The sequence below is a fragment of the Streptomyces sp. NPDC002911 genome (assembly GCF_053591835.1).
On the sequence record NZ_JBSFUO010000038.1, the window covers coordinates 1 to 26,446 of the forward strand.

The 26,446-nt window shown below is 70.9% G+C and carries 21 protein-coding genes and 1 pseudogene; 13 read left to right on the plus strand and 9 right to left on the minus strand.

What is annotated here, in order from left to right:
- Nucleotides 1-102: 102 nt before the first annotated feature.
- Complete coding sequence (gene ectA / locus ACWD04_RS30970; protein WP_451137062.1) at nucleotides 103-642, minus strand: diaminobutyrate acetyltransferase; 540 nt, start codon at nucleotides 640-642, stop codon at nucleotides 103-105.
- 700 nt (nucleotides 643-1,342) lie between these two features.
- On the opposite strand from ectA, the gene ACWD04_RS30975 reads away from it, so the two are divergent.
- From ACWD04_RS30975 to ACWD04_RS31000, 6 genes and pseudogenes are all read left to right on the plus strand, one after another.
- Nucleotides 1,343-1,621: a hypothetical protein gene (locus ACWD04_RS30975; RefSeq protein WP_451137063.1), complete on the plus strand. Its 279-nt coding sequence runs from the start codon at nucleotides 1,343-1,345 to the stop codon at nucleotides 1,619-1,621.
- Nucleotides 1,622-1,667: 46 nt separating this feature from the next.
- Nucleotides 1,668-2,666 (plus strand): aldo/keto reductase family protein, encoded by a 999-nt coding sequence (locus ACWD04_RS30980; protein ID WP_451137064.1) that lies wholly within the window; start codon nucleotides 1,668-1,670, stop codon nucleotides 2,664-2,666.
- A 71-nt stretch (nucleotides 2,667-2,737) separates the two neighbouring features.
- Nucleotides 2,738-3,586: an aldo/keto reductase gene (locus ACWD04_RS30985; RefSeq protein ID WP_451137091.1), complete on the plus strand. Its 849-nt coding sequence runs from the start codon at nucleotides 2,738-2,740 to the stop codon at nucleotides 3,584-3,586.
- 361 nt (nucleotides 3,587-3,947) lie between these two features.
- Nucleotides 3,948-4,127: pseudogene (locus ACWD04_RS30990) on the plus strand (FGGY family carbohydrate kinase); the annotation flags it as partial.
- Between the two features lie 308 nt (nucleotides 4,128-4,435).
- The gene (locus ACWD04_RS30995; RefSeq protein ID WP_451137065.1) at nucleotides 4,436-5,857 is read left to right on the plus strand and encodes an FAD-dependent oxidoreductase; all 1,422 of its coding nucleotides are present in this window, start codon (nucleotides 4,436-4,438) and stop codon (nucleotides 5,855-5,857) included.
- Between the two features lie 14 nt (nucleotides 5,858-5,871).
- The gene (locus ACWD04_RS31000) at nucleotides 5,872-7,128 is read left to right on the plus strand and encodes an NAD(P)/FAD-dependent oxidoreductase (protein ID WP_451137066.1); all 1,257 of its coding nucleotides are present in this window, start codon (nucleotides 5,872-5,874) and stop codon (nucleotides 7,126-7,128) included.
- 237 nt (nucleotides 7,129-7,365) lie between these two features.
- Here ACWD04_RS31000 and ACWD04_RS31005 read toward each other — a convergent pair whose 3' ends face one another.
- The 4 genes from ACWD04_RS31005 to ACWD04_RS31020 are packed head-to-tail and all read right to left on the minus strand — an operon-like array spanning nucleotide 7,366 to nucleotide 14,032.
- Nucleotides 7,366-8,028 carry an FHA domain-containing protein gene (locus ACWD04_RS31005; protein WP_451137067.1) on the minus strand — a complete coding sequence of 221 codons (663 nt, stop codon included), beginning with the start codon at nucleotides 8,026-8,028 and terminating at the stop codon, nucleotides 7,366-7,368.
- Nucleotides 8,025-9,992: an AAA family ATPase gene (locus ACWD04_RS31010; protein WP_451137068.1), complete on the minus strand. Its 1,968-nt coding sequence runs from the start codon at nucleotides 9,990-9,992 to the stop codon at nucleotides 8,025-8,027. The genes ACWD04_RS31005 and ACWD04_RS31010 overlap by 4 nt, the downstream gene beginning before the upstream one ends.
- A gap of 57 nt (nucleotides 9,993-10,049) precedes the next feature.
- A complete protein-coding gene (locus ACWD04_RS31015) occupies nucleotides 10,050-11,627 on the minus strand; it encodes a hypothetical protein (RefSeq protein WP_451137069.1) in 1,578 nt (525 codons plus the stop codon).
- Complete coding sequence (locus ACWD04_RS31020) at nucleotides 11,624-14,032, minus strand: serine/threonine protein kinase (RefSeq protein ID WP_451137070.1); 2,409 nt, start codon at nucleotides 14,030-14,032, stop codon at nucleotides 11,624-11,626. The genes ACWD04_RS31015 and ACWD04_RS31020 overlap by 4 nt, the downstream gene beginning before the upstream one ends.
- A gap of 238 nt (nucleotides 14,033-14,270) precedes the next feature.
- On the opposite strand from ACWD04_RS31020, the gene ACWD04_RS31025 reads away from it, so the two are divergent.
- Nucleotides 14,271-15,431 (plus strand): macro domain-containing protein, encoded by a 1,161-nt coding sequence (locus ACWD04_RS31025; RefSeq protein WP_451137071.1) that lies wholly within the window; start codon nucleotides 14,271-14,273, stop codon nucleotides 15,429-15,431.
- Here ACWD04_RS31025 and ACWD04_RS31030 read toward each other — a convergent pair.
- Nucleotides 15,406-16,074: a 4Fe-4S single cluster domain-containing protein gene (locus ACWD04_RS31030; protein ID WP_451137072.1), complete on the minus strand. Its 669-nt coding sequence runs from the start codon at nucleotides 16,072-16,074 to the stop codon at nucleotides 15,406-15,408. The genes ACWD04_RS31025 and ACWD04_RS31030 overlap by 26 nt on opposite strands.
- 353 nt (nucleotides 16,075-16,427) lie before the next feature.
- Between ACWD04_RS31030 and ACWD04_RS31035 the strand changes: the two genes are divergently transcribed.
- The 3 genes from ACWD04_RS31035 (at nucleotide 16,428) to ACWD04_RS31045 (ending at nucleotide 19,482) form a co-directional block, all read left to right on the plus strand.
- Nucleotides 16,428-16,997, plus strand: coding sequence for a hypothetical protein (locus tag ACWD04_RS31035; protein ID WP_451137073.1), 570 nt, complete (start codon nucleotides 16,428-16,430; stop codon nucleotides 16,995-16,997).
- A 177-nt stretch (nucleotides 16,998-17,174) separates the two neighbouring features.
- The gene (locus ACWD04_RS31040) at nucleotides 17,175-17,930 is read left to right on the plus strand and encodes a hypothetical protein (RefSeq protein ID WP_451137074.1); all 756 of its coding nucleotides are present in this window, start codon (nucleotides 17,175-17,177) and stop codon (nucleotides 17,928-17,930) included.
- A complete protein-coding gene (locus tag ACWD04_RS31045) occupies nucleotides 17,908-19,482 on the plus strand; it encodes a hypothetical protein (protein ID WP_451137075.1) in 1,575 nt (524 codons plus the stop codon). Before ACWD04_RS31040 ends, ACWD04_RS31045 begins: the two co-directional genes overlap by 23 nt.
- A 91-nt stretch (nucleotides 19,483-19,573) precedes the next feature.
- Here the strand turns inward: ACWD04_RS31045 and ACWD04_RS31050 are convergent, their stop codons facing one another.
- Genes ACWD04_RS31050 through ACWD04_RS31060 form a run of 3 tightly spaced genes read right to left on the minus strand, consistent with a single transcriptional unit; the run spans nucleotide 19,574 to nucleotide 24,572 of the window.
- On the minus strand, nucleotides 19,574-20,233 hold the full coding sequence (locus ACWD04_RS31050; RefSeq protein WP_451137076.1) for an RES family NAD+ phosphorylase: 660 nt from the start codon (nucleotides 20,231-20,233) through the stop codon (nucleotides 19,574-19,576).
- Complete coding sequence (locus tag ACWD04_RS31055) at nucleotides 20,233-20,961, minus strand: hypothetical protein (RefSeq protein ID WP_451137077.1); 729 nt, start codon at nucleotides 20,959-20,961, stop codon at nucleotides 20,233-20,235. The genes ACWD04_RS31050 and ACWD04_RS31055 overlap by 1 nt, the downstream gene beginning before the upstream one ends.
- A complete protein-coding gene (locus ACWD04_RS31060; RefSeq protein ID WP_451137078.1) occupies nucleotides 20,958-24,572 on the minus strand; it encodes a CHAT domain-containing protein in 3,615 nt (1,204 codons plus the stop codon). The genes ACWD04_RS31055 and ACWD04_RS31060 overlap by 4 nt, the downstream gene beginning before the upstream one ends.
- Before the next feature lie 246 nt (nucleotides 24,573-24,818).
- On the opposite strand from ACWD04_RS31060, the gene ACWD04_RS31065 reads away from it, so the two are divergent.
- The 3 genes from ACWD04_RS31065 to ACWD04_RS31075 all read left to right on the plus strand — a co-directional run bounded on the left by ACWD04_RS31065 (nucleotide 24,819) and on the right by ACWD04_RS31075 (nucleotide 26,363).
- The gene (locus ACWD04_RS31065) at nucleotides 24,819-25,163 is read left to right on the plus strand and encodes a hypothetical protein (protein ID WP_451137079.1); all 345 of its coding nucleotides are present in this window, start codon (nucleotides 24,819-24,821) and stop codon (nucleotides 25,161-25,163) included.
- A complete protein-coding gene (locus ACWD04_RS31070) occupies nucleotides 25,160-25,816 on the plus strand; it encodes a hypothetical protein (RefSeq protein ID WP_451137080.1) in 657 nt (218 codons plus the stop codon). The genes ACWD04_RS31065 and ACWD04_RS31070 overlap by 4 nt, the downstream gene beginning before the upstream one ends.
- Nucleotides 25,817-26,120: 304 nt before the next feature.
- A complete protein-coding gene (locus ACWD04_RS31075; protein ID WP_451137081.1) occupies nucleotides 26,121-26,363 on the plus strand; it encodes a non-oxidative hydroxyarylic acid decarboxylases subunit D in 243 nt (80 codons plus the stop codon).
- The last annotated feature ends 83 nt before the right edge of the window (nucleotides 26,364-26,446 follow it).

A 26,446-nucleotide genomic window follows, 5' to 3' on the forward strand; every position in this document is an offset into this window, starting at 1 on the left:
GGGCACCCTGCGCACGGTCGAAGACCGCGGGCCAACCGCGGCAGTAGCTCCGTACTTCCGATTCCAGGCTCTCGAAGACACTCAGGGCGGGCGGGATAGGCGTCATGACGCGCTCCTAGTGCTGGCTACGGACGACGGGACAGGCGGTTGGGCCAGTGGCCCGATGCAGTACAGGTGTTCGGACTGGTGTGCGTCGGGGAAGAGCCGTGAGGGAAACAACAGCTTGCGTTCCAGTGACGCCCCGTGTCGCTCGGCGAATGAGAGGAACAGCCGGTGTGACGCCTTGTTCTCCGCGCTGATCGTCGTCTCCACGCGCTGGAGGATGCCCCGAGACCGCAGGCGGCCGGTGAGGTGATCCAGCATGGCCCCGGCCAGACCACGACCGCGTCGATCCTCATCCACGGCAATCTGCCAGATGACGAGCGTGCCAGGCAGCTCAGGTCGGATGTACCCCGTCGCGAAGGCGACGGCATTGCCCCCTGCATCGCGGGCGACCACGGAGGTTGCCGCGAAGTCACGACACCACAGCACATAGCTGTAGGAAGAATTCACGTCGAGCACGCGGGAATCACGTGCAATACGCCACGCCGAAGCACCATCCTCGATCGTGGGCTCTTCCATGTGCTCCGTTGGCCTCACCATGAATCCACACCTCCGTCTCACCGCAGTGCACACGGCGGGAGCGTTTCCCGAAGGAAGCGCGTGAAGCCCCTTCAGATAAAAGCGCGAACCAGTGAATTGCGCATCCAATTCGCTACAGAAAAGACGCCTTACAAAATTCCCATTCAGGATAACAGCCGACAGACGCCTCAGCATCGTCACTTTGTTTCACTTCAGGTCCCCTGACGAATCATGATAGGCCGACGGCCTCCCCCAGGCCACAGGAGACCCTTCGTATAGACGTCCACTGAAAGTGGAGGTACGACACACCCCGGTAGGGCACAGCAACCTCCGGCGTTCAGCAGGTTCGCTGCGAAACTTTTTCGTTGCGGCGCGGCCGCCAACCGGGTGATTCCTTGTCTCACAAACAGCCGCACCACCGTTTGACCAAGTCGGGGGCGTGCCCAGGCAGCAGGCCAGCAGTCGCCTGGTGAATCGGAAACGCAGGCATTAGCCTGTTTTCGGAACATTGACCAATGAAAGCACTGGCTTGCGAGCGCTTACCCCCAACGACTCCTGTCAATCACGAGAGATGACACGCATCGAGCGCTGGAAGGGCCGGCAAGGCGTGGCTCACTTGTTTCGGTGCGGTGCTGCATGCGCGACATCAGGCATCAGAGTCAACAGCCGGTTGGGTTGTGCGGTGACCGTACCGCGGGGTGCGGGCAGCACGATTCCGGTGGTGCGTGGGTCAGGTCTCCTGCGGTTAGACCGAAGCGGGCCGTTCCGGCTCTTCGAGATATCCATCGCCTTCGTGCTCGACCACCCCGCGGTCACCTCGGCCCTCATCGGCCCGCGCACCCTCGCGCACGTGGAGTCGCAGCTGACCGCCGCCGACGTGATCCTGGACCCGGCGGTCCTGGACCGCATCGACGACATCGTCACCCCAGGCACAGTCATCAATCCCGCCGACAGCAGCTTCCTCAACCCGGCCCTGCAACCGGCAGCACTCCGCCGCTGAGGCGAATCCCGTCACCAGCACCTTCCACGACAGACAAGGAGCGACCATGCGCTACCGCAAGCTCGGCAACTCGGACCTGGAAGTCTCGGAGATCTCGCTCGGGTCCTGGCTCACCTACTCAGGCGGCATCGAGGCGGACAAGACCCGCGCCTGCACCGAAGCCGCCTTCGACGCCGGCATCAACTTCTTCGACACCGCCAACGTCTACGGACAAGGAGCTGCCGAGACGGCCTGGGGCGAAATCCTCTCCGCCCACCCCCGCGACTCCTACATCCTGGCCACCAAGGTCTGGGGCCCCATGTCGGACGACCCGGCCGACCAGGGCCTGTCACCTTCGCACATCGCCAAGCAGATCAACGCCTCCCTCACCCGCCTCCGCACCGACTACGTCGACCTGTACCAGGCGCACCGCTTCGACCCCGCCGTCCCGATCGAGGACACCGTCGAGGCGTTCCAGAAGGTCGTCGAGCAGGGCAAGGCCCGCTACCTCGGCTTCAGCGAATGGACCCCCGAACAGATCCAGGCCGGGGTCGACATCGCCGGCCCCGACCTGTTCGTCTCCTCCCAGCCGCAGTACTCCATGCTGTGGCAGGCCCCCGAAGCGGAAGTCTTCGGCCTCTGCGCCGCCAACGGCATCTCCCAGATCGTCTGGTCCCCTCTCGCCCAGGGCGTCCTCACCGGCAAGTACAAGCCCGGACAGCCCGTCCCCGAAGGAAGCCGGTTCGCCTCCGCCGACATGGCGGTCTCCCAGGACCTCGTCTACAGCGACGCCACCCTCGAAGCGGTCCAGCGCCTCGCCCCGATCGCCGAGAACGCAGGGATGAACATGCCCACCCTGGCCCTCGCCTGGGTCCTGCGCCGCAACGAGGTCGCCTCCGCCATCACCGGCGCCTCCCGCCCCGAACAGGTTCACAGCAACGCCGCCGCCTCCGGCATCGAACTGTCCGACGACCTGCTGACGGCCATCGACCAAGCCCTCGGCGACATCCCCGTCACCGACCCCACCCTCGCCCCCGCCGCACAGGTCGGCATCAGACACCGCTGACCCAGCCATGATGCCCGGCCGACGGACACCCCCGCCGGCCGGAAAGAAAGGTTTCATCCATGACCGGACAGATGCCCCGGGTTTCCCTCAACAACGGCGTACAGATGCCGATCCTCGGCTTCGGGGTCTTCCAGATTCCCGAAGACCTGACCCAGCAGGCAGTTGAGGCCGCGCTCGAAGCCGGCTACCGGCTGCTCGACACTGCCGCAGCGTACGAGAACGAGCGAGCCGTCGGCCGAGCCGTAGCCGCCAGCGGAATCCCGCGCGACGAACTGTTCATCACCACCAAGCTGTGGGTTCAGGACTACGGCGAGGACAGTGCCAGGCACGCCTTCGACCGCTCGCTCGACCGGCTGGGTCTCGACCACCTCGACCTCTATCTGATCCACCAGCCCTTCGGCGACTATTACGGATCATGGCGAGCCATGGAGGAAGTCAACCGGGACGGCCGCGCCCGGGCGATCGGAGTCAGCAACTTCTACCCGGACCGGCTCGCCGACCTCATCACTCACAACGACATCGTCCCCGCGGTCAACCAGATCGAGACGCACGTGTTCTTCCAGCGCGCCGACGACCACAAACTGATGCGTGAGCACGGCGTCCAGCACGAGTCCTGGGGACCACTCGCCGAGGGCGGCCGGGGATTCTTCGAGAACCCCGTACTCGTCGACATCGCTCGCGCCCACGATAAGTCCGTCGCCCAGATCGCCCTTCGCTGGCTGGTCCAGAGGGAGGTCGTCGCGATCCCGAAGTCGGTGCGGTCCGAGCGGATGGCAGAGAACCTCGATGTGTTCGACTTCCAGCTCACCGACGACGAGATGACACACATCGCCGCCCTGGACACAGGCCGCAGCCACATCTTCGACCATCACGACCCCGAAGGAGTCAAGGCACTCGGCGGAGTGCGGTTCGACACCTGACACCACGCGGCAGCGGTCAGTCCTCGGACCGCAGGGGGCGACCGGCTGTGCGACACCGCACGTTCTTCCTTCAATCCCACGTAAGCTCGCCAGGTCGCAGACACCGCCCGGCCTGGTTCCTGGATGTCGTCGTGGATTGGACGATCGCTTCTGCCGGAGCCGTACCAGTACGTGGACACGGCAGCGCAGAACGCGTGGGCGATCACCGCCCGTCGTTCTCCTTCAGGCAATTCTCGTGGTCCTGTCCACGCGTACCACGCACAAGGTCAACAATGTGGCTGTGACAATGCAGCTGATCGGCGTGACCGCGCTCCTGTTCATCGTGGGCGCCGTCAGCGGCAAGCTCGACTTCGGGCGTCCAGGGCGGCGCGCGGTCAGCTCGGCGGGCCTCCCCCTCGACGCCGTCGCGCTCGCCGATCAGGGCGAGACCGTCCTGGCCTGGGATTCGGCGACCGGAACCCCGCTCACACCGGCGATCGTCTGGCAGGACCATCTCGCGGAGGACGTCTGCCGTGAACTGTCCGCGCATGCGGACGATCTGGCGCACCGGGCGACCGCTGACGCGGATGCGCGTCGACGGAAGCCTGGCCGGGAGCGCCGCTCTCATGCAGGCACAGGCCGACATCGCCCAACTGCCGTTCCGGATCCACCCGTCCGCGCACGCGACACCGCTCGGCGCGGCAGCGCCGGCCCGCTGCGCCCTGGTCCCGCACTCAGCCTGAAGGAAGCCGTCGGCGACTGGCTGCCGACCACCGTCTACGAACCCCGTCGGCCCGCAGCGCGGGCCACGGAGTTCCGCACCACAAGGGCGCAGGCCGCTGAGGCCTGCGCCGGCATAGGAGTACACACATGACCGCCACCAGCGCATCCCCCCACGACGGCGGCTACGACGTCGCCGTCATCGGCGGTGGCATCGTCGGCGCAGCCATCGCGCGCGAACTGTCCGGCTACGACCTCGACGTCGTGCTCGTCGAGGCCCGCGACGACGTCGGCGACGGCACCAGCAAGGCCAACACCGCCATCCTGCACACCGGCTTCGACGCCGAACCGGGCACCCTCGAGTCCCGGCTCGTCGCCCGTGGCTACCACCTGCTCAACGGTTACGCCAAGGCCACCGGCATCCCCGTCGAGCACACCGGCGCCGTCCTCGTGGCCTGGAACAACGAGGAACTGGCCACGCTCCCGGGGCTGAAGGAGAAGGCGGAGGCCAACGGCTACGACCGCTGCCAGATCGTTGACGCCGACGAGGTCTACCACGTACTCCCCCACCTCGGCGAGGGCGTGCTCGGTGGCCTGAGCGTGCCCGACGAGTCCATCATCTGCACCTGGACGACGAACCTCGCCCTGGCCACGGACGCCACACGACGCGGCACCACGATCCTGCTCGAACACCGGGTGACCGGCATCGAGGAGGGGGAGAACGCCACCACTCTGTACACCTCCGCGGGAGACGTGACCGCCCGCTGGGTCGTCAACGCGGCAGGGCTCGGCGCCGATCACATCGACCGGCTCTTCGGCCACGACCGCTTCACCGTCACTCCGCGCCGCGGCGAGCTGTTCGTCTTCGACAAGATGGCCCGCCCCCTGGTTCACAAGATCGTCCTGCCGGTGCCGTCCTCCCTCGGCAAGGGCGTCCTGATCTCACCGACGATCTACGGCAACGTCATGCTCGGCCCCACCGCCGAGGACCTCGAGGACCTTACGGACACCGGGACCTCGGAGAGCGGCTACGAGTTCCTGCTGAGCAAGGGCGATCGCCTCATGCCCCGCCTGCTGGCCGAGGAGGTCACCGCCGGCTACGCGGGCCTGCGAGCCGCCATCGACCACGGCGACTACCTCATCGAGGCGAGCTGCGAGCAGCGCTATCTGCTGGTCGGCGGAATCCGCTCCACCGGCCTGACCGCCGGTATCGCCATCGCCGAGCACGTGCGGGGCCTGCTGGAGGAAGCGGGTCTGCCCCTGCGCCCGCGCACCGAGCTGCCCGGTCCCCCGCGGATGCCGAACATCGGCGAGGCCACGATGCGCCCCTACCAGGACGCGGAGCGCATCGCCGAGGACCCCGCCTACGGCACCGTGGTGTGCTTCTGCGAGCGCGTCACCGAGGGCGAGATCCGCGACGCCTTCCACGCGCCCGTCCCCGCCCGCAACCTCGAAGGGCTGCGCCGCCGCACCCGAGCCATGAACGGACGCTGCCAGGGCTTCTTCTGCGGTGCCGCGGTCGACTCCCTGCGTACTCAGCACCACCCCCACGACGGCTGCGCCAAGGCCTGAAGGACGGCGAACCGATGAACGACCAGCAGACCCCCGTGATCACCCCCGATGTCCTCATCATCGGCGCCGGCCCTTCCGGCCTGACCGCCGCCGCCGAACTGCGCCGCCTCGGCGCCGGACGTGTGCTCGTCGTCGACCGCGAAGCCGAGGCCGGCGGCATCCCCCGCCACAGCGACCACACCGGGTACGGCCTGCGCGACCTGCGCCGCGTCATGAAGGGCCCCGCCTACGCGCGTCTCCTCACCGAGAAGGCCACCGCAGCCGGAGCCGAGATCCGCACCCGTAGCATGGTCACCGGGTGGGCCGACGACACCACCGTGGACGTCACCAGCCCCGAGGGCCGCTACCGGATCCGGCCCCGCGCCCTGGTGCTTGCCACAGGCGCCCGCGAACGCCCCCGCACCGCGCGCCGCATCCCCGGGGACCGACCCCACGGGGTCTACACCACCGGCCAGCTGCAGAACCTCGTCCACCTCCACCACCAGCACGTCGGCAAACGTGCCGTCATCGTCGGCGGCGAACTCGTCAGCTGGTCCGCCGCTGTCACCCTCCGCGAGGCCGGATGCACCCCGGCCCTGATGGTGAGCCAGTACCCCAAGGCCGAATCGTACGCAGTGTTCAACGCAGCCGGCCGCACCGTCCTACGCGTCCCTGTTGCCACCCGTACCAAGGTCACACGTGTCCTCGGCAAGGGCCGCTGCCGGGCCGTCGAGCTCGAACACCTCGACACCGGGAAGCGCCGCACGGTCGAGTGCGACACGGTCGTCTTCACCGGCGACTGGATCCCCGAGCACGAACTGGCCCGCAGCGCAGGCCTCGACCTGGATCCCGGCACCCTCGGCCCGGTCACCGACACCGCGCTGCGCACCAGCCGCCCCGGCGTCTTCGCCGTCGGCAACCTCCTGCACCCTGTCGACACCGCCGACGTCGCCGCCCTCGACGGCAAGCACGTCGCCGAACAGGTCAACCACCACCTACACGGCCGGCCGCAGCCCAGCGACGGCGTACGGCTGCTCGCCGACAGCCCACTGCGATGGATCGCCCCGCAGATCCTGCGCTCCGGCGACCCCGCGCCCGCCCGCAGTCGGCTTCTGCTGTGGACCGACGAGTTCATCCGGGTCCCGAAGGTCACCGTCCGCCAGGACGGCAGGACCCTCACCCGCCGTACCCTGCCCTGGCCCGCCGCTCCTGGGCGCGTCGTACGCGTTCCGTCCAGCGTGCTCAACGGCGTCTCCGCCGCGGGCGGCCCTGTCCACCTCGGTCTGGCCTGACGCGGAGAGGTATCGCGTACCTTCGATCCCGCCCGGTTTGCGAGCAGGCCGGGCGGGATCGTCGATTCCGTGTCAGGGGAGCGGCCGGACGTCCCTCGCCACGGGTCCTGTCACATGGACGGGGACCGCTACAGCCGGGGCCACGCCCCGGCGGACCGTCGATCGCCTCGCCCGCGTTCCGTGGCCGCCAGCCCTCAGCACCGCTTGGCCTCCGCTTCCCGAGCGCCGGAAGGTCACTCAGACGCCAGGCGTCCGTCCGGTGTCGTCCGGGCCGGGCCGGGGGCCGCCACCACGTACCAGGAAGTTGACGTGCGGGCCGAGCCATACCGTGTCCCCGGTGCGGATCCGCAGTCCTTGTCCGGGAATGAGGACCTGTTGCTGGTTGACGCGGATGCCGTTGGTGGAGCCTTCCGCCACCTCGGTCAGCCAGACCGTGCCGTCCTCGGCGTACTCGACTCTGGCGTGCTGCCCGGAGACCGTGGACTCGTCCGCCAGGATCTCCGCCGCTTCCGGCGTCGCCCAGCTCCTGCTGCGGCCCAGACGTACCGTCTGCCCGCGGCTCAGGAGCAGCTGTCCGTTCAACCCGCGAAATTGCAGGGCGAGTTGTACGTTCTCCCCCTGGACGGTACGCGGGTTGTCCGCCCGGGCGGGACGCGGAGGTGACACGGTCCCGGGGGCGACGGAGACCCAGCCGTCGTCCTCCGGGTCGGGCCGCGACGCCTCCGGCGGCGGTGGGGGTGCGGAGCACCCTTCGGTGCAGCGTCCCCGGCCCTCGTCCTCGGACCGGGAAGGTGTGAGGGGCCTCTCGAACAGCGAGATCCAGCCGTCGTCCTCGAACTCGGGCTCGGGACCGGACTCCGGTTCGACCTCATCGTCCTGGTCTCGTTCGTTCACCGTCACCCTGTGACGGCCTCCTTCCCGAAGTCCACCAGGAGCTCCACCTGGCCGTTCGGGAGCTCCTTGACACCGGCCACCACCACGGTGGTGCCCGCGCCCAGGCCCGGCTCGGCGAACAGCGCCCGGGCCAGCGGATTGATCAAGTCGGTCTCCAGCGCCATCCCGATGCCCCGCCCGCCCGTCCATGGGTCGTTGGTGCAGCGGCGCAACAGCGTGGCGCGGGCGTCCTCACGGATGTCCAGGACGACACGGTGCTCGGCCGCGAGCTGCCGCTGGATGTTCTTCACCTGGAGGTCGAAGATCTCCTTCGCCACTTCCTCGGAGATGAAGTCGAAGACCACGACGTTGCCGCCGATCCGGTTCATCAGCTCGGGCCGGCCGATGACCTGCTCGAAGTGCTCCTTGACGTTCTTCTTGACCGTCGCCTCCAGCTCGGAGTACTCCGTGCCCGGCTCGACGACCCACTCCCGCTTCTGGGTCTGCGGATCGGTGCGCTGCACGCCGAGGTTGGAGGTGAAGATCAGCACGCATTCGCTGAAGTAGGTGGTGACTCCCTGGCCGTCGGTGAGCCTGCCGTCTTCAAGGACCTGGAGGAACTTGTCCAGCACCCCCTTGTCGGCCTTCTCGATCTCGTCGAAGAGGATGACCCGGAAGGGATCCTGCCGCACCGCAGCGGTGAGTTCACCGCCCGCCTCGTACCCGACGTAACCGGGGGGCGCCCCGACCAGCCGGTCGGCGGCGTGCGAGGAGGAGAACTCGCTCATGTCGAAGCGGAGATACGCCTGCTCGTTGTCGAAGAGGACCGCCGCGACGGCCTTGGCCAGTTCGGTCTTGCCCGTGCCGGTCGGACCCGCGAAGAAGAGGACGCCGCGCGGGCGGTGGCCGGGACTGGACGCCTGGGCACCGGAGAGGCCCAGGGCCGCGCGCTTGAGGATGTCGAGTGTCCTGGCCACGGCAGCCTCCTGGCCCAGCACCCGCCGGGGGACCGAGCGTTCGTCGTCCGGGTCCTCACCTCGCAGGATGCGCCGACGGACCTCCTCCCGGCTCCAGGGGTTCCGCTCCACGCCGAGGCGGTAGATCCGGACCGCGTCGGACATCGAACGGAACGCGAGGCCCCGGTCCAGCGCCAGGTCGAGGCTCTCCCGCATCGCCCTCAGCGTCATCCCTCCGGCCGCCCGGGCCACCGCCTCGACGGCCTCCTTGTCCTCCTGGAGGACATCGCCGGAGGGCACCGCGGACGTCCGCTGCCTGGCCCGGAAGTCCCGGCGCAGGAGGTCGGCCATACGGCGACGTTCGTCGGCGTCGGGCTGGGGAACCGCGATCGGGCGGATGCGCTCGCTCCCTGAGATGAACCAGTTGGGCAGGTCACGCTCCCCTTCGGCCAGCCAGATCACCGGGTTGAACAGGTCACGTCCGTCCGTGCGCCTCGGGTCCCGTACCCGCTTCGCCAGGTCGGCGAGTTGCAGACAGGAGAGGAAGAAGTCCCGCTCGTCCGGGGTGAGCCGGGTGACGTCCTGGACCAGCCGTGAGGCGTGCTCGACCACCAGAGCGGCCCGCAGAGGCGGAAGTCCCACACCGTCGCCGCGCGCCCTGCTGCGTTCCTCCGCCCAGCCGGAGGCGATGTTCCGCAGTTCGGCGCTCACCTTCTCCTGCTGGGCCGCGTCGGCCCCGGGGAACTGCCGTGGCGGCAACAGGGTCCTGGCGGCTTCCTCGACCTCGGGAGCGGCGTAGAGGATCCTGAGGCCGTTGATCTGGTCGCAGCCCACCAGGACCTGGTAGCCCATCCGTAGCAGGGGATTCCACACCACGTCGAGCAAGGGGTGGTGCCGGTCCCTGCCGTTGCTGCGCACCAGGTGCAGATCGTGGATGTTGCCGTAGAGGACGTACTGGGAGTGCACGCCGAGCGTGCCCGTCAGTTCCTGTACGAACAACGGCAGTTCGTCGTCCTTCGTCTTCTGCAGATCCATGGGTGAACCTTCCGTGGAGTGCGGGGCCGGGCGGGTCTGGGAGGGCGCCCCGAGCGGTCACGTACGGCCGGGGCCGGGGGCTGTCCGGTGTTTCCGGGGCGCTGGATCCGATCCGATCGCGTCGGGCACGGAAGGTGCGACAGGTGTACCCGCGAGCACCTCGCCGCGCTGCATCTCGAAGGCCAGGGGGAGCCCGGCCTCCGCGGCCAGCGCCCTGAACTCGTCCAGGCGGACGGCCGCTTCCTCGCACCGCCGGGCGTCCCGCTCCAGATCCTCGGACCGCCGCTCGCCCCGGGTCGCCAGGCGCATGGTGACAACCTGGACGGTCTCCCCGCGCAGCTCCATCCTGAGCCAGTGGCCCGGGCCCCAGTCCCCGGGTGTCCAGTCGAGCGTCACGGCATGGTCGTCGGTGTGGCCGACGCGCAGGTCGCCGGCGGTGGTCATGGCCAACCGGGCCAGGACGCCGGTGCACTGGCGCTTCAGGTAGAGGGCTTCCAGAGCGGCGCACCGTGCCGTCGTGCTGCGCTCCACCAGGTCCCGTTCGTCGGAGGTCGGAAGGACGTGGTCGTCGACGCACTTCCGCAGCGCGGCCACGGCCTGCGGGTCCGGATCGGGAAGGTCCTGATCGTCGGGCAGGGGCAGGGTCAGGAAGTGGAGTTGCACTGCGGCCTCTTCGACCTCGCGGCGCAGCTTCCACACCTTGCGGTTGGCGTTGGCCACGAAGGTCCGCGCCTCGCGCAGGTGCCGACGGGACCGCTGCGGGCGGGTGGCGTGAGCCACCGCGTGGCCCACCGCTTCCGCGGCCATCCTGACCAGTTCGGCGTCGGCCTGGGGGTCGAGGGCGGCCAGGATGCCGGCGCCCTGGTCCCGGACGGCGGCCTCGTCCACCGGACCGGTCGCACGCGACGGCTCGGGCACCGGGAGGGGGGCGTCCTGGGCGGCCGGCCGGTCGCGGGCCATCTCGTCCTGCCGGACTCGCAGCGCGTCCTGCCAGTCCGGGCCGTCCTCGCCGTCCTTGCCGGCCAGTGAGGCGAGGAGAGCCTCGGCCTCCCAGGCCGCGTGGACCTTCTCGGCGGCCTCCAGCGCCCGGTCGAAGCGGACCAGCTCGCAGCGGAAGTCGCCCAGACGGCTGGCGGCCGGGTCGAGCGGGCCCGGCAGGTCGGGGTGGGGCGGCGGCTCGCCGGGCGCCGTCCGCGCGGCCCGGGTGATCCGCGCACCCAGCGCGCTGCGGCGGGCGTTGGCGCGGGCGGCGGCGAAGGCCGCGTTCCGCCACTGCTCCGCCGCATCGGCGGAGACCTTCTCCTGCCGCTCCAGGCAACGCTGTTCCTCAGCAGCGCGGACGGCCGCGCCGGCCAGCACCTTGGTGGCCGCGAGCGCGGCCCGGCCGGCCAGCAGAGCCCCGCTGAGGGTGCCCAGCACCTGGAGAGCGGCGTCGGCCGCCTGTTGAGCGGCCTCGGTGGCCAACTCTCCGAGTCGCGAGGCGACTTCCTCCGTCGTGCCGTCCATGTGCAGTGCTCCGGTGTGGGCAAGTTCGTTGGGGTCGGGGAGGGGTGGCGGCAGGGGCGCGGGCGGCGGGACGAAGTCCAGGCCGGGCATCACTCCGGTCTCCAGGAATTGGGCGAACGCTTCACTCACCGGCCGGCTCCTGTCATACGGTTCCCCGACGTGTCCCCGGTCGAGGGGGCAGGTGCTGCGGGGGTGCCCCGTTGCGGCGGTACAGTACGGCCCCCCACAGCCGCCGGACCGTTGTGGCGCCCCCTGTGCCCTCTGTGCCCCCGCCCGCTCCTGCTCCAGGCCAGGCACCGCCGGACGCTCCACGCCACCACCGCGCCCGCGGAGACCGCCGGCCACAGCCACGGCACGTACATCACGGTCCCGACGACGAGCCCGCACCCGGCGAGCAACAACAGTGCCCCGAGGACCCAGCGGGACCTGCGGGACAGGACGAGAGAAGCGGGGCGCTCCGCGCGCTCGATGATCAGGCCTGCCAGGGAATGGCGCGGGTGGTAGGCGGGCGGGCGGATCCAGTTCGCGGTGAACAGTTCGGCGGCGAAAACGGCGGGCGTCAGTCCAAGGCTCCACAGCCAGGCGACGACCACCTGGTCCTGGGAGGCCCAGGCGAATACGTCGGCCAGCCCGATCAGGAAGCTGTAGGGGAAGGTGACCAGCGTGGCTCCGAGCAGCGCCCAGCCCAGGGCGGCGGGCAGATCCAGCCACTGCAGGACCGCGATCGCTCCGTCCTGGTCCTCCCGCAGCTGCCGTTCGGCCTCGTCCTGCAGGTGTCTCTCGTAGCGGGCGTCGGCGTCCCGGGCGGCCAGGTCCGTCAGCCGGTGAGCGGCGACGAGCCGCAGGCGGCGCAGACCGTCGTCGTCGACGGGCCGCAGCAGCCGGCTGAACCAGGGAACCTCCGCCCCCCGGGGGAGGCTGCCCTCGAACCTCGCCGCCTCGTGTGCCAGCCGGGCCTCCACGCGCTCGGGTTCACGGGCGAGTTCCAGGAGCAGGGTGTCCACGCCGGTCGTCTGCCGCAGGGCGTGCCGCACCCGGGGCAGCCGCCGCAGGTCGGGTCCGGCGAGAAGTTCGCGGGTCAGGTGGGGCCACCCGGTGCGCAGTGACTGCCAGCGGGCGGCTGCTTCGTCCAGACCCTCGCCCAGGGGGCGGTGCGCCAGAGCGCTGAGGATCTCCGGGTGCCTGCAGAGGTGTTCGGCCAGCTGGACCGCCGCGCCGTCGTTCTGCCGGACGGCCCGGGACAGGTCACGGATACCGCGGACGGTGAGCGGCATCCCCCAGCAGCCGGCCTCGAGCCTGGGGCCCAGCCAGTTGATCAGCCGGGTGGTGAGATCGGGGGTGGGCGCCCGCCCCAGGGCTTCGCAGAGCTCGGCGAGGACGCGCCGTCCGGTCTCGCTCTCCTCTTCGGCGAACTGAGAGAGCCAGCGCACGAGCTCGGACCGCCTGTCGTCGTCGTCCAGCAACTGGTCCGCGGCGACGTGGTAGTGGTCGAGGGCCCTGGCCAGCGCCTCCCGCAGGGTGAACTGCTCGCCGACGAAGGGGAATGGGGTGACGGGGTCCGGCTCCGGGCCGGGGCCCGCCGTCCCCCGTGCGGACCCGGACCCCCGGGGCGCGGTGTCCGGGGACCCGCCGCCCAGCCAGTCCCCCACCTGCCGGGCGCCCCACCGGTTCTCCGGGTCGCGCGTCAGGAGCCCGGTGCAGAGCATGCGGACACGGCGGTGGTCGAGGCGGTGGACGTCGGGGTCCCGGGTGGCGAGCGCTTCCATGACGGCCTTGTCCTCCCGCTCATCCATGAGGGGACGGCCCAGGGCCAGTTGGGCGGCGACCATACCCACCGACCACCAGTCCGCCTCCGGGGAGACGGTCTGAAGTCGCGACGCGGCCTCCGGGGCGAGGTAGAGGGGCTTGCCCCGCCAGTCGAAGTACCGGGTCGACTCGTCCGGCCGGTACACCGCCGCGCCGAGGTCGATCAGCGTGATCTCCGGGCTGCCCCCCTGCGCCTGGATCATGATGTTGTCCGGGGTGATGTCCCGGTGCACGACCTCCTCGTCGTGCAGGAACGACACGGCGGCGTACAACTGGGCGACGACCAGCTCCAGTTGCTCGAAGGCCATCGGACCGGGATGTTCCCGTTGGTAGTCACCGAGGTGCGTCTCGCCGTGCGACCGGTAGAGGTGGTAGGGGTGCCCGTCGGCGCGTCCGGTTTCCAGCAGGTGTTCCACGTGCGTGCCCCTCCCGGGCGGGACCCGCCCGGCCTCGAGCAGTGTCCGGCCGATCTCGGGGCCGGGAGCGTGCATGCGGTGGTACCACTTGAGCACCAGTGGGACGTCGGGGTGCCCGCTCCTCGGGTCACGCACCCTGAGCACCACGGCCTGGGAGGGTCGCTCGGCGGTCTGGAGGACTCTGAGCAGGGAGAAGCGGTTCGCCAGTGCGGGCGGCACGTCCGAGGTGACCCGCCGGGTCTCCACCTGGTGGGCCCGTGAGAAGCCCTCGTCCTCGGGGGGAACGAAATCTGTGGGGTCAGTGGTCGACATGGCCCGACCTTCCGATGAATATGCCCGTCCCGCGGTCGTGAATCGGCGCGGGGATCAAGAGGTTATCCACGTGGTCCACGTGCCCGCACCGCATTCGACGGTTCACGGCACGGAACGTGGAACGAGTTCTGGGCGGGGAGCTGCCGAGCGGATCATCCAGTTCTTCACCCTCACCGGAATGCCATTTCCGGATAATCGTATTTTCCAGTCGGGGAGGAGCGGGTTTACCATGCGTCTCATGGACGCATTGCCTTCGCATCAGGAGCTGATCGAGGAGTTGAGGTGCCTGAGACGGCTCGGGTTTCCCCGGCTGCGGCACTGCTCCCGGGACGGTCTGCGCGCGGCCGCGGTGGCGGCCGGCTTCTGCGCGGACGCCGACGACGAACTCGAGGGTATAGAGGACCTGCTCGGGTTCGCGGTGCGACGTCTGGGCGGCGGCGAACTGCGGGACACGGACGACTGCGATCCGCTGGCCCGCGCCGCCGCGCACTCCTTCGGTCTCTTCGTCTTCCGTCGCGGCGTGGCCGCCTCGGACCGGCGCAAGGCCGCGGCAGGCGTGTACGGGGTGAGCACGGAGCGCTTCCGCAAGAGCCAGGAACGCGAAGTGCTCGACGGCCTGGCCTCGGCGGTGCTCACCCTGGCCAGGTCCGGCCGGTCGGGCGCGCCCGGTGACGGCAGGTCCGGCGCCCCTGACGGCGGCCGGCCGGAGCCGCGGGCCGCCATCACCACGCCGCTCGCCGGACCGGCGCCGGGTGACCTCCGCCCGGTGCCGGCCGCCTCCCGTCCGGCGCTGGGCAGCGTCGCGGTCCGGCTGGCCCCCATCGAGCGGATACGGGACATGGACATCCTGGTCTCCTCCGAGAACGTCTACCTGGAGATGTCCAAGACCTTCCGGCCCACCGTCTCCGGCGCCCTGCGGCGAGCAGCCGCCGAACGCACGGACGGCGAGGTGGTGGACGACGTCCTCGCCCGCGAACTGGCGGTCTGGCTGCACGCCAACCGCCGGACCGGCCTCGCCGTACGGCCGGGCACGGTCGTGCCCACCTCCGCCGGAGCGCTCTCCCGGCAGGGCATCCGGCGCGTGTACCACGCTGCCGTGGCCACCCCCGTGGACCACGGCAGCCGCTACCACGTCGCCCCCGGCACCGTGACCGAGGCGGTCCGGGGATCCTTCGAACTGGCCCGTGCCGAACGGCAGACGCTCGCGCTCCCGCTGACCAGCATCTGCTTCCCACTGCTGGGCGCCGGGCGCGGCGGTCTCCCCGCCGCCGACGCCGCGGCCCAACTGCTCGGGGCGGTCCGCGAGGAGCTGCGCCGGGACCCGAGCTGGTCCGTGCTGCTGGTGACCCACAAGCGCGAGTTCGCGGAGCTCCTCAGGGACGCCAACTCGGGTCCTTGAGCGTCACGCCGGCCTGTCGCAGCCCCTGCTCCACGGCCCTGAGCTCGCCGCGCAGCGGCACGCCGTGGAATCGCACACCGACGGGCGGCCCCGATTCCACCACCGCCTGGAGCCTGCCGCCCGTGCTCTCCCGCGCCAGGAAGGGGGCGTACCGGGTCTCGCCCCGGGGTGTCAGCGGGCGCAGGCACTGGTTGGCCGAGCCGCGCCAGACCAGCCGGGTCGGCCGCTCCACCCGGAACCGGCCGGCTATCACCGCGTCCGCGCCGCGCAGCGCCCGGCGTCTCGCGGCCGTGAGCTCGTCCGGCTCGTACCCGGTGTACACCAGCAGGTCGGCCCCTGCCGCCCCGCCGTCGGCCCGGTCCCTGATCCGGGCGGCGCCGCGCAGCAGTTCGGTCAGCGCGTCCGCCTGGTCGAGGGGCTCACCGCCGCTCACGGTGAGCCCCTCGGCCCCCCTGCCCAGTGACTCCTCCCACATCCGCAGCAGGCCGGAGACGTCCTCGGCGGTTCCCCCCTCGGGAGCCCAGGTGTGCCGGGACATGCAGCCCGGACAGGCCAGTCCGCAGCCCTGGAACCAGATACCGAGCCGTTGTCCCGGCCCGAGGGTCCCCAGGGGGAAATGCGTGCCGCTGATCCGGACTTTCATGAACTCCCCTCCGTCACACCGGCAAGCAGTATCAGCGCCCGGACTCGGCCCGCGCAACCACGCTTTCACCATGCTCCGGCCGTCGCCCGGGCGACCTCCGGGCGTTTTTCGGATTGCTGGTGAGGAATGATCAATTCCGCCTGGAACCGGCCCTTTTCCGGTCCGATATTCAGCTACTCTCTCGATGCGTGGATCTCTCTCAGGGAGCCACGCGGACGGAAATTGGAGGCTGTTCCATGACGAACTTCTCCGGTCGGACGGGGGGCCGTCCTCGAAGGGCGAAGCTCGGTTTCTTCTCCAGGACCGGCGCCCGGCTTCACGGAAGGCGCGATGCGGCGGACCTGGTGTCCCTGATGACCGACGCCCGCACCGGCAGGGCCCCGGCGGACCTGGCGCTGCCGCCCTACGTGGTCGGGATCAGGAACGAGGTGGAGCGCGGCTGCTCGCAGCTGCTCCGGAAACTGCTGCACAGCCGGAGCGGACTGGTTACGACGATCCACTCGGAATCGGTCCGCGTCGTCACCCAGTACACGAAACGCGGCCGGCCGGCCCCGGCCGCTCTGGCCCGCTACGGCCGGATGGTGGCCGAGTGGCACATCGCGGCCGACGTCCAGCGCACCAAGGCGCAGGAACTCGTCGACGAGGGAAACCAGTTGCTGGCCTGCTACTGGGACTCGGCCTGGCAGCGGGGGCGTCGCCGCACGGCTGCGGACGCCGAACCGCAGATGGACGAACTCCGCCCGGCCGGATGGCTGCCGGGCACGATGGCACTGGACCCGGCCTGGCACCGGATCGACGAGTGGCTGGACTCCGACTCCTGGTACGCGGCGCGCGGCCGGGACGAGACCGGTCCGCCGGTGGTCCAGGCGCTGGCCATCCTGCGGACCCAGCAGCCGGGCGCCGCCGCCGGGCAGCGGGCCTAGACGGAGGCCCATGACCATGTACCACCTGCGGACATCCCCTGCGGCAGGGCGTTTCGCGTCCTCGCCCCGGCGGTGGCCCCGTGGCCCCTCCGCCCGGTCGACGCGTCCGGGCTCCCCGGAGCCTCGGGAACCCCTGGGGCCCCTGGAACTCCTGGAACTCCTGGAAGGAAGAGAACCGTGCATCGCTCAGTCCCTGACAGCCGACGGGCGCCCGGACTCCGCCGCGTGGCCACCGTGGCCCCCGCGGTAGGGCTGCTGGCCGCGCTGGTCTCCTGCACCTCGCAGCCCGACCCGCTCACCATCCCGTGCGGCGTCGTCATCGACGGATCCGGTTCCGGTTCCGCGACCGAGAAGGGGTTCAACGCGGAAGCGAAGCTCAAGAACAGCCTCATGCCGTTCCTCGAAGAACAGAAGTGCGGCACGGTGGAGTTCGCACCCATCACCCGCTCCTCCAAAGCCTCGTCCTGCCAGGTGTCAAACGTCGATCTCGACCCGCCCGGCAGCGAGACCACCAACCAGGACAGCGCGCGCGCCAAGTCCCGAGGCGTCGCCGGCAGGAAGGCGCTCGAGGAACTGGAGTGCGCACGGACCCAGAACGGGTCGGATGTCTGGGGAGCGCTGGACCGCATCAGCGAGACCATGCCCGGGGACGGGCCGGACGCCAAGCTGCTGGTCGTCAGCGACTTCGCCCAGGCCGACAAGGAGTTCAAGATCTCCCGGGCGGACCTGTCGACCGCGCAGAAGCGGGAGACGGCCCTCGACACCCTGGTGAAACAGCGGGGCCTGCCCGGGCTCAAGGGCATGCATGTCTACCCGGTCGGCCTCGGCATGCAGTACGACGGCAAACCCAGCGAGAGCGAGGACTTCGAGGCCTTCTGGGCCGAGATGCTGGAAGGGAGGGCGCAGGCCCATGTCCACGACGACTACAGGTGAGCCGCCCCGGCCGAGCCGGTGGCGCCGGTCGGCTCCGCAGACCGAAAGCCAGGGATCCCGGCGGCGGGTGCCGAGGGGGCGGCGGGACGGCGCCCGGCCGGTCCCCCAGCCCGTCGGCCCGGCGGTGCTGAACATCCGGGCCGAGCGACGTTTCCTGGACGACGCCGAACGCCGCGGCGCCGCCGCCGCCCGCAGCGGGGCGCTGGATGCACTGGTACTGCAGAGCGACGACCGGATTCCGTACTTCGCCGAACTGGCGTCGATGCGGGACAGGGTCATCCGGCGCTTCGGTGAGGAGTCGCACCACGCCGAGGGACAGGCGAGGCACGACGACGCGCACGCCCTCGCCGAGGCCGCGCGGCTCCGGGCCGAAGTGGAGCTGCTCGACCGGGAACTGGCCCGGGCCGACGAGCAGATCGCCACCACCACCCGGCAGTTGGACCTGCTTGCGATGCGCTCGACCGGCTGGAACCGCTTCCGTGACTCACTGCGCGAGCGCGCGGAGAGGCGTGCGCTGGAGGGCCGCGACGGGCAGGACCCTCAGCCCCGGGACCCGGCCGGCGAGACGGAGCGCGAGGACGGCGAGACGTCCGGCGTCCAGGGAAACCCGGTCGCCGGGGACCAACAGTGGGTAAACGTGGGACAGCCCCCCCTCACCCCTGAGACGCCGACACCGCCCCGGACCGGGAACCCCGGCCAATCCACCGCGTCGACGGGGGCCGGACTGGCCCGCGCGTGGGAAGGGCTCCACAAGCGGCCCGCCGTCCCGGACTGGATGAGGTGGGGTCTGCTGGGCCTGATCCTCGCGGTCGAGCTGCCCATCTACTGGGTGGCCTACCAGCCGTTCCACGGGATCGGCAACGTCAATGTGGACCTCCAGACCGGTGTGCTCGCCGTGGGAACGGCAGCCGTGATGGTGGTGCTGCCTCACCTGGCGGGCCTGGTGCTGCGACGGGGACCGGAGACGGGCTCGTTCCGGGCGGTCTGGTTCCCCGCACTGTCCCTGCTGGGTGTCTGGGTCTTCCTGACCGGCGTGCTCGGTGTCGTCCGCGCCAAGTACGTCATGCAGACCGAGGAGCCCACGCCCGCCTCCGACGGGTTCCGCCCCGCCGGCACGGACACCGCCGCCGGCAGCCTGATCGAGCGGCTGGACCTGGAACCGTGGACGGTGACCTGGCTGTTCGTCGCCCTCCTCGTCCTCTCCGGCGGCATCGGCTTCCTGCTCGCGCTGTGCAAGGAGCACCCGCACCTGGACGCCTACCGCACGGCGATCGAGCGCCGCGGCAAGCTGGTACGACGGCGGGAACTCAGCCTGGTCGAGGCGGAGCGCGAGCGGGTCACTGCGGACACGGCCGACGCCCGGCGCGAGGACCGCAGGGCCGCGGCGGAGGACAGGGTGCGGGCCACCCGTGAACTCCACGAGGCGGCGGCCCACCGCTACCTCGACGGATTCCTCATGACGGCCAAGGAGCCGGCGGTGACGGAGGCGGCGATGCGGCTGTCCCAGAAGTGGCCCCTCCTCCCGATGACCCGCAGCGAGGTCTCCGCCTGACCCGGGGCCACGTTCGTTCGCCCGCATCATGAAGCCCGCTGCCCCGGCCCTTACGAAGGGCCGGGGCAGCGGGCTCTCATCATGCCGCAGGTCAGCTCAGGGGAGCGGCGATCACCGACCGCAAGGGGCTCAAGAGCCGGTTGGCCCTCTCCAGTCCTTCCGGGGAGTCCATCCGCCAGCTCTCCTCCGGCGTCCGGTCCGCCGCGCACGGCGCACCCCTGTCGCCGAAGAACTGCACGGCGGCACGGGGCCGACACCTCTTGGACGTCCACCGCAACCCCTGCGCGGCGGCGCAGTGCCGGCGCATCACCTGCACCCAGTACCGCGTCTTGTCGTACTCGCGTTCCTCGCAGTCGATCAGCCACTCGTCCTGCCACACCGACGCGAGCCCCTCGGCCGTGGTCAGGTCGAGGAGAGTGACGTCCTCGGTGGTGCGCAGCGCGGAGAGCCGGTACCGGGAGGCCTGCGCCCACGGAATCAGCCGAACCCCCGACCCGCTGTCGAACTCCACGGACCGCAGGAAGACCTCGGCCAGCGCGGCCACCGGGTCCAGCGCGGCGTAGAGGTAGGGGTAGGGGTCGCGCTCGGTGGCGTCGAAGCGGTTCCCCTTGAAGTACTCGTGCGCGGGGTGGGGGTTGAATTCCGCCGCGCCATAACGGTGGTCGTGGCAGCGCCATATGAGACTGCCGGCCGGGAGCACGGTGAGCCGTGGTTCCATGACGACGCCCTCGAGCGGGGCCTGCAGCGCCATCAGTCCGCCTCCACCAGTTCGAGCGCCGCCCCTTCCAGCTCCTCGTCGGGCAGTGTGCCCAGGAGGTCCGCGGGAACTCCGTGCAGCCAGCTGTTGCCGCCCAGCCACCAGTCGGCCGCACCCCATGGGTCCACGTCGGCGCGGAGCAGGCCGTTGATGCGCAGCACGACGGGGAGTGGCTGCAGGGTGCCGGCCCGGAACTGGAAGCGCGGACAGCGCGCTCCGGACCGTCCGGGCCGGGGATCCGTGAGCCGGATCAGACCCGGCTGGTCCCCGTGCGAGACGAGGAGTTCGGCGTGCTCCCGCTCGGTGAGAGCGGGGGCGGTGAGCAGTCGCTCCCGGGCCGCCGCCAGCACCTCCGCGGGCTCCCGGGAGAGTTCGGCGCATGTCTCAGACCCGAGGTCCGGCACGGCCGTTGCAACCCGCGGCTCCAGCAGGTTCAGCACCGTCCCGATCGCGTCGGCGGTCGGCAGCGCTCTGCCCTCCGTGCCGTCGGCCGCGTACCGGCGGCTTCCCAGCGCGTCGGACACCGGATGCTCAGGCGGTAGCGCGGAGAGCGCCCGGCGCAGTCGCCGCATGGCCGGAGAGGCGGACCGGCCGGCCGTCACCGCCTCACGCAAGTCGCGCAGCGCTGCGGCCACCTCCTCCCGGTCCTCATCGTCGTGCAGGTCGGCGGCCAGTGACTCCTGATGCGTCACCAGGAGCGCCAGCAGGTCTTCCGGGGTCACTGCGGTGTACCTCCCGAGGGGTTGCCGTGATGGACGAAGGCCGCCCAGACGTCGGTGTGGCGGAAGTCCCTGTTCCAGCGGCGGGCCCTGACTCGCTCCAGCGCCCGCACCGGCGGCCGTTCACCGGGGGCGGCGAGCATCCAGCGCTGAGCCGCCCGCAGTGCGTCCGGCGGTGCCGATCCGGTGGCGAGCCGGTCGTGCAGGACCAGCATCAGGATCTCGGACTCGTTGTCGTCCACGCCCCAGCGCGTTCCGACGGCGTCGGCCGCGAGCCGGTGCACCAGTACGGACGTCACGGTCAGCGCTTCGTCGTGGTCGCGGGTGGTGAGGTCGGTCTCGCAAGCGCCGCACACCACGAGCGGCCCCCGCGACCGGTAAGCCTCACCGTCGTGCGGGGTTTCCAGCAGGGTGGCGAGGGTGAGCGGCTCGTCAGTGTCACAGCCCGGCGCCGAGCCCTCCTCGCCGGTGGAGCCGCCCGGGCGGGAGGGCGCCAGCCGGAGAGCGGAGGTCGTGGGATCAGGACCCGCGATGCCGTGGCAGGAGAGATGGACCAGGGACGCGGCGGACTCGGCACGTCCACCGAGCAGGGACAGGACGGTCTCGGGGGTGGCGGGCGAGGTCTGGTCCCGGTACACCTCGGCGTGCGGATAGTAGACCTCGTTCAGGATCTTGATCTCCTCCTCCGCCCAAGCCAGTTGGTCGTCACCGTGGAAGGCCAGCGCGGGACGTTCGCCGGGGGCCATTCGGGTCCGGGCCGACGCCCGCAGAAACTCCTGGCCCGACGCCGCATGCGAGATGACCGCGACCTCGAGGGCCCGCACCGTCTCGGGTCCGCCCAGCTCCGCCGGGGGACGCAGCACCGCCGCGGGCCAGGGCACCACGCCGAGACTGCCGCACGGCACCAGGACCAACCGCACCGCCCGGGGAGCCTGACCGTCGCCCGTCGGAGCGGGCACCAGCCCCGATTCGGCGAGGGCCCGCGGCCACACGCCCAGCGTGTCCAGCACCGGTGCCAGCACCTCCCCGGCCCACTCGCACACCTCGTCGAGCGCCTGCCGCCATCGTGTCTCGACGCGCCGCGCCTCCTGCGGGGAGGTCCTGCTGTCGTCGTCCGCCCTCTTGCGTTCCGCTGCCGCTTCCAGAAAGGCGGAGACCGGCGCGCGCCCCTCGGCGGAAAGAGCGGACAGCGGCACGGACCGGGCGGGACCCTCGGGCGTGACCAGAAGGACCGCGCCGTCGTCCGTGCCGCCGCCGGGCAGCAGATGGACGAGGGCGTCCACGTCCGCCCGGACCAGCCCGTCCCGCAGCGCGGCCACCCGGCCGGCGGGCGTCATGTCGTCGGTCTCCCGCTGCTCCGAGCGCAGCAGGTCGAGGGCCTGCCGCCGCACGTCGCCGGGGAGCCGGGGGCTGTCCCCGCCCGTCGCGAACACGGCCTCGAGAGGCGGTGTTTCCCCCGTGCCAGGCGCCGTGGTCGCGACCGCCTCGCGCCACCGGGCCGCGAGCTCCGCGGCGCCCAGAGCCTCGAGCCGGTCCGCGACGCTCCTGGACTCAGCCGTCGCCGCCAGCACCAGGGAGCGCCCCGCCTCCAGACAGTCGATCGCCTCTTCCGTCTGTCCGGCGTCCAGCGCCCAGGAGGCTGCGGTGCAGCCGTGGTCCGCGCCTCGCCGGGCGGCGCGCAGACCGTGACGCACACCGAGCTGAAGCAGGACCTCGTCGGCAATGGCCCGCAGCGACCGGCGGGCGGCGAACACGGCGGCCGGGAGGTCCTCCGCGGCCTGGGGGGTGCCGGGGCGGGCGGTCGCCCGGTCGGCCAGCCCGGAAGCGAGCAGCCAGTACACGCTCTGTGCGTCCGGGGCACCCTCGGGCGGAAGGAGTTGACGTGCCCTCTCCAACTCTGCGATGGATTCGTCCAGGGCGTCAGGGGCACCCGTGCGCAGGTAGAGGGTGTCCAGCCCGATGGCCAGGGAGGTCCGGGTCTTGATCTCGAAGTCGAAGGTGATGCCCGGCCTTCCCAGCGCGGAACGCGTACGCCGGAGGCCCTCCCTGAGGTGTTCCGGGTCCGCTCCGAGCATGGTGGACAAGGCGTGCACGGGCGCAGCGTTCACATCGTTCAGCGTCTCGAAGGCGACGATCCCGCCGAGGCTCTCCGCGGCGGTCTCCATATGCATGACGGCCTGGTGCATGTCCGCCCGCGAGCGGGACATCTGGGCGCGGGACAGGTAGGCGTATCCCAGCGTGTACTCCAGAACCCCCAGCATCTCCTCGGCGGCCAGCGCCCCGGAGTCGAAGTCGTGGAGCTCGTCGATGAGCACGTCCGTGGCGGCGAGGTCCCGTGCTTCCCGTAGTTTTGTAAGACGCAGCTGGACGCGCAGGCAGTCGGCGAGAGCACGCAGCGAGCTACTGGTCCCGTCGGCGGGCAGCGGTGGGAGGACCGCCAGGAGACCTTCCGCCGCCTCCGTGTCCAACAGGCTGCCACCCGACTCGCCCGCGAGCATCAGCAGCATCGACACCGTGACATGGAGCCACTCGGCCTGCCCCTCGGTGGCGAGCTCGCCGGTCCGGGCGGCCTCCTGGAGCTGCCCCAGCGCACTGTGGAGGCGTCCGCGGTCCCCGGTGCGCATGCCCAGTGAGATCTGCAGCACCACGGCGACCATGCGGGACGACAGCGGGGAACCGGGCTGTGAAAGCCGGCTGACGATTCCGGAGATCTCCTCGCCCCGCACGGCCTGGGGCGACGTCGCCTCCATCAGTGCCAGGAATTCCGGTATGAGGGTGTCGTCGTTCTCCTCCCGCGAGCCGGCCTGCTCCGGCTCCTCGAGGGAGGGGGAGGCCCGGCCGGTGCGCAGCATGGCGACAGCGGTCTCCATGACATGGCGGAGCGGCGAGGGGAGATGGACGGAGCTCTTCCGCATCGCCTCCGCGAACTCGGCCACCGCTTCCCCGTCGTCCATCCGGAGCGTCGTGAGCTGGGCGAGGGTGTCCATGAGCCCCCCTGTGGGGGCCGGGAGCTTCTCGGCGAGGCCGGCTTCGAGCGCCAGTCGGTGGAGCAGCTGGAGGTCCTCGACGTACCCGGGGCCACCATGGCTCCCCGGTCTGCCCACCCACATCATTTCGGTGAAGGTCGCCTCGTCCAGGGGATCGGAGAACATCGACGACACCCCGCTCAAGCGGCGGGCGAGCAGCAGGATCAAGTGCTTTCGCACCTTGACGCGCTCCTGCTCGCTCAGCACGTCGTACTGCCGTGCCGACGCCAGGAGGGCCTGCGCCCTGACCCGGTCCTCATCGGCTCCGCCGAGCACGGCCCTGATGGAGAGCAGCACTCCCAGCCGGGCCTCCAGCCGCGCCGCGGCGGGATTTCCTTCGGAGGGGCTCGCGTCAGGCGGAGTGGGCGGGTCCGCGTCGGCCGCCCCGGCGCCGACCTGGCCCCCGCCCGCCACGCCCAGGGTCGCACCCTCGGCCAGGAGTGCGTAGATCTCCTCGATCTCCCGGTCGAGTCCGGCCCCGCGAAGGCCCTCGTACTTCTCGGGTTCCTCGGGTGCCCAGCAGTCCTCGGTGCGAGACAGGACCACTTCGGCCCGGACGAGCAGCGGTTCGGTGGCGAAGTCACTCATCTTCCGTTCCTCCTGCTGCCATCATGCCCACTGCGCGGCCCCGGCGGTGGCGACCAGCGACGCCGTCACTTTCATACCCGGAAATCGACCGGACTCCGCCCGGTGGGGCCCTGTTCGGGGTAGGACTTGGTCACCGTGCGGTCGTGTTCCGGGTGTTGGGCGCGCCACGCCCGGATCTCGTGGTCGGGCAGGGAGGGAACAGGGCATGCTGTGCCTGTCCGTGCAAACGCACACAAGGAGGCCGGCATGCCGGGCGAGAGCGCCTCGACCAGTACCGACGCCGGCCACTCGTCGGCGGGGCGTCGCGTGCCCTACCGGGAGATGACCGCCGACGGCTACGCGCGTGACTTCACCCGGGAGGCGCAGGCGCTGTGCGTGGACGACGAGACGACGGTTCTCAGCGGGAGTTGTCCCCGCTGCGGCTGCTCCTTCACCTTCACGTACCGGCCTCGGGCGTTCCGGAGTCCCCGGCGGGGTCCGCGAGTGCGGGAGATCCCGGTGATGTGCACCTGCACCACTGAGCACGAGGGGCGTCCAGCCGGTGAAGAGGGCTGCGGGGCCTACTGGAACGTGAGGCTGGAGGACCTGTGACGACCGGTCCCCGGCTCACTCCCGGCCGTCCCGCGATCGCCGCGGACCGCGCGGCGGCCCACCGGATGCGGCAGGCGCTGGCCGAAGAGCTGCCGAAGGTCCGGGAGGCCGCGCTGGCCTGGCGCAATGGCCTCGCCGGGCTCTTCGTCGGCCTGCTCGGCTTCGGCTTGGTCAAGGGCCGCACGGACGTCGGCAAGCTCGCCTCCCCCTACGACGCGCTGGTGGGCGGCACGCTCCTGCTGTCCCTGGTGTGCGGTGCTGTGGGTGCGCTGCATCTGCTGCGCGCCGCGCACGGCATGCCGGTGGCGACGCCGCTGGCCCCGGTGCCGGGCGGGAGCGCGGCGGTTCCGTACGCCGGGGACCACGTGGAGGCCGGTCGCGCTCTGCGGGCGATGCGCCGGGGCGTGGCCCTCACCATGGCGTGCGGCGCGCTGCTGGTGGCGGGCGTCGCCCTCACGTGGTATGGGCCGGGGAAGGAGAAACCCCAGCTCCTGGTGAAGACCCCGGCGGGCACGGAGTGCGGCGAACCCAAGCGCACCGAGCGCGGCGTGGTGGTGCTGAAGACAGACACGGGCGAGATGAGGGTGTCCCTCGCCGACGCGACGGCGGTCATGGCGGTGGACATCTGCCCGGGGACCACACAGGGCGGCTGAGTGAGGTGCCCCCTGGCGTGGACACGCCTCATTACGGATTTCGGTGGTCCAGCAGGTTGTAGATCCACATGCCACGGCCCTCGAAGTACGGTCCGGAGTTCCGGTCCGACGCGATCGCGTTGTGTCGGCCCTCGGTGGCAGGCGGACGTCAGGGGCGTCGCGGTCGATCTGAACGTGAACCCCGAGACCTTCCAGGAACCTGGCCCCCTGCCCGCACTGGAACACCGTCTACGCCCGCCGGCGGGAAAAGGACCCCCTCGGCTGCGGTGGACGGCGACGAACGGACGTCCCGGAAGGACCTCCTGTGAACTCCTCCGCCCTCTGTCCCCGCTGTGCTTACGAGACGGTCAGCACGCTTTTCACCTCGCCCGTGCGCGGTGCCTGGGACGTGCTCCAGTGCCACCAGTGCCTCTACACGTGGCGCACCAGCGAACCGGCCCGGCGCACCCGGCGCGACGCCTATCCCGAGCAGTTCAAAATGACGCTCGCGGACATCGAGAACGCCATCGAAGTACCGGCAGTCCCGCCCTTGCGCTCCGCCCGCTGACGTCTGGAGTCGAAGGGATATGCGCGGGGCCATCGCCCCGTGGGCATTCCTCATGCGCTCGCGCTTGTGAAACGTCGTCTCAT

Bases quoted from the DNA above. Each gene is read 5' to 3' on its own strand.
- ectA (WP_451137062.1), bottom strand. From the start codon at position 642: ATGGTGAGGCCAACGGAGCACATGGAAGAGCCCACGATCGAGGATGGT.
- ACWD04_RS30980 (WP_451137064.1), top strand. From the start codon at position 1,668: ATGCGCTACCGCAAGCTCGGCAACTCGGACCTGGAAGTCTCGGAGATC.
- ACWD04_RS30985 (WP_451137091.1), top strand. From the start codon at position 2,738: ATGCCCCGGGTTTCCCTCAACAACGGCGTACAGATGCCGATCCTCGGC.
- ACWD04_RS30995 (WP_451137065.1), top strand. From the start codon at position 4,436: ATGACCGCCACCAGCGCATCCCCCCACGACGGCGGCTACGACGTCGCC.
- ACWD04_RS31000 (WP_451137066.1), top strand. From the start codon at position 5,872: ATGAACGACCAGCAGACCCCCGTGATCACCCCCGATGTCCTCATCATC.
- ACWD04_RS31010 (WP_451137068.1), bottom strand. From the start codon at position 9,992: ATGGATCTGCAGAAGACGAAGGACGACGAACTGCCGTTGTTCGTACAG.
- ACWD04_RS31020 (WP_451137070.1), bottom strand. From the start codon at position 14,032: ATGTCGACCACTGACCCCACAGATTTCGTTCCCCCCGAGGACGAGGGC.
- ACWD04_RS31025 (WP_451137071.1), top strand. From the start codon at position 14,271: ATGGACGCATTGCCTTCGCATCAGGAGCTGATCGAGGAGTTGAGGTGC.
- ACWD04_RS31030 (WP_451137072.1), bottom strand. From the start codon at position 16,074: ATGAAAGTCCGGATCAGCGGCACGCATTTCCCCCTGGGGACCCTCGGG.
- ACWD04_RS31035 (WP_451137073.1), top strand. From the start codon at position 16,428: ATGACCGACGCCCGCACCGGCAGGGCCCCGGCGGACCTGGCGCTGCCG.
- ACWD04_RS31045 (WP_451137075.1), top strand. From the start codon at position 17,908: ATGTCCACGACGACTACAGGTGAGCCGCCCCGGCCGAGCCGGTGGCGC.
- ACWD04_RS31050 (WP_451137076.1), bottom strand. From the start codon at position 20,233: ATGGCGCTGCAGGCCCCGCTCGAGGGCGTCGTCATGGAACCACGGCTC.
- ACWD04_RS31060 (WP_451137078.1), bottom strand. From the start codon at position 24,572: ATGAGTGACTTCGCCACCGAACCGCTGCTCGTCCGGGCCGAAGTGGTC.
- ACWD04_RS31065 (WP_451137079.1), top strand. From the start codon at position 24,819: ATGCCGGGCGAGAGCGCCTCGACCAGTACCGACGCCGGCCACTCGTCG.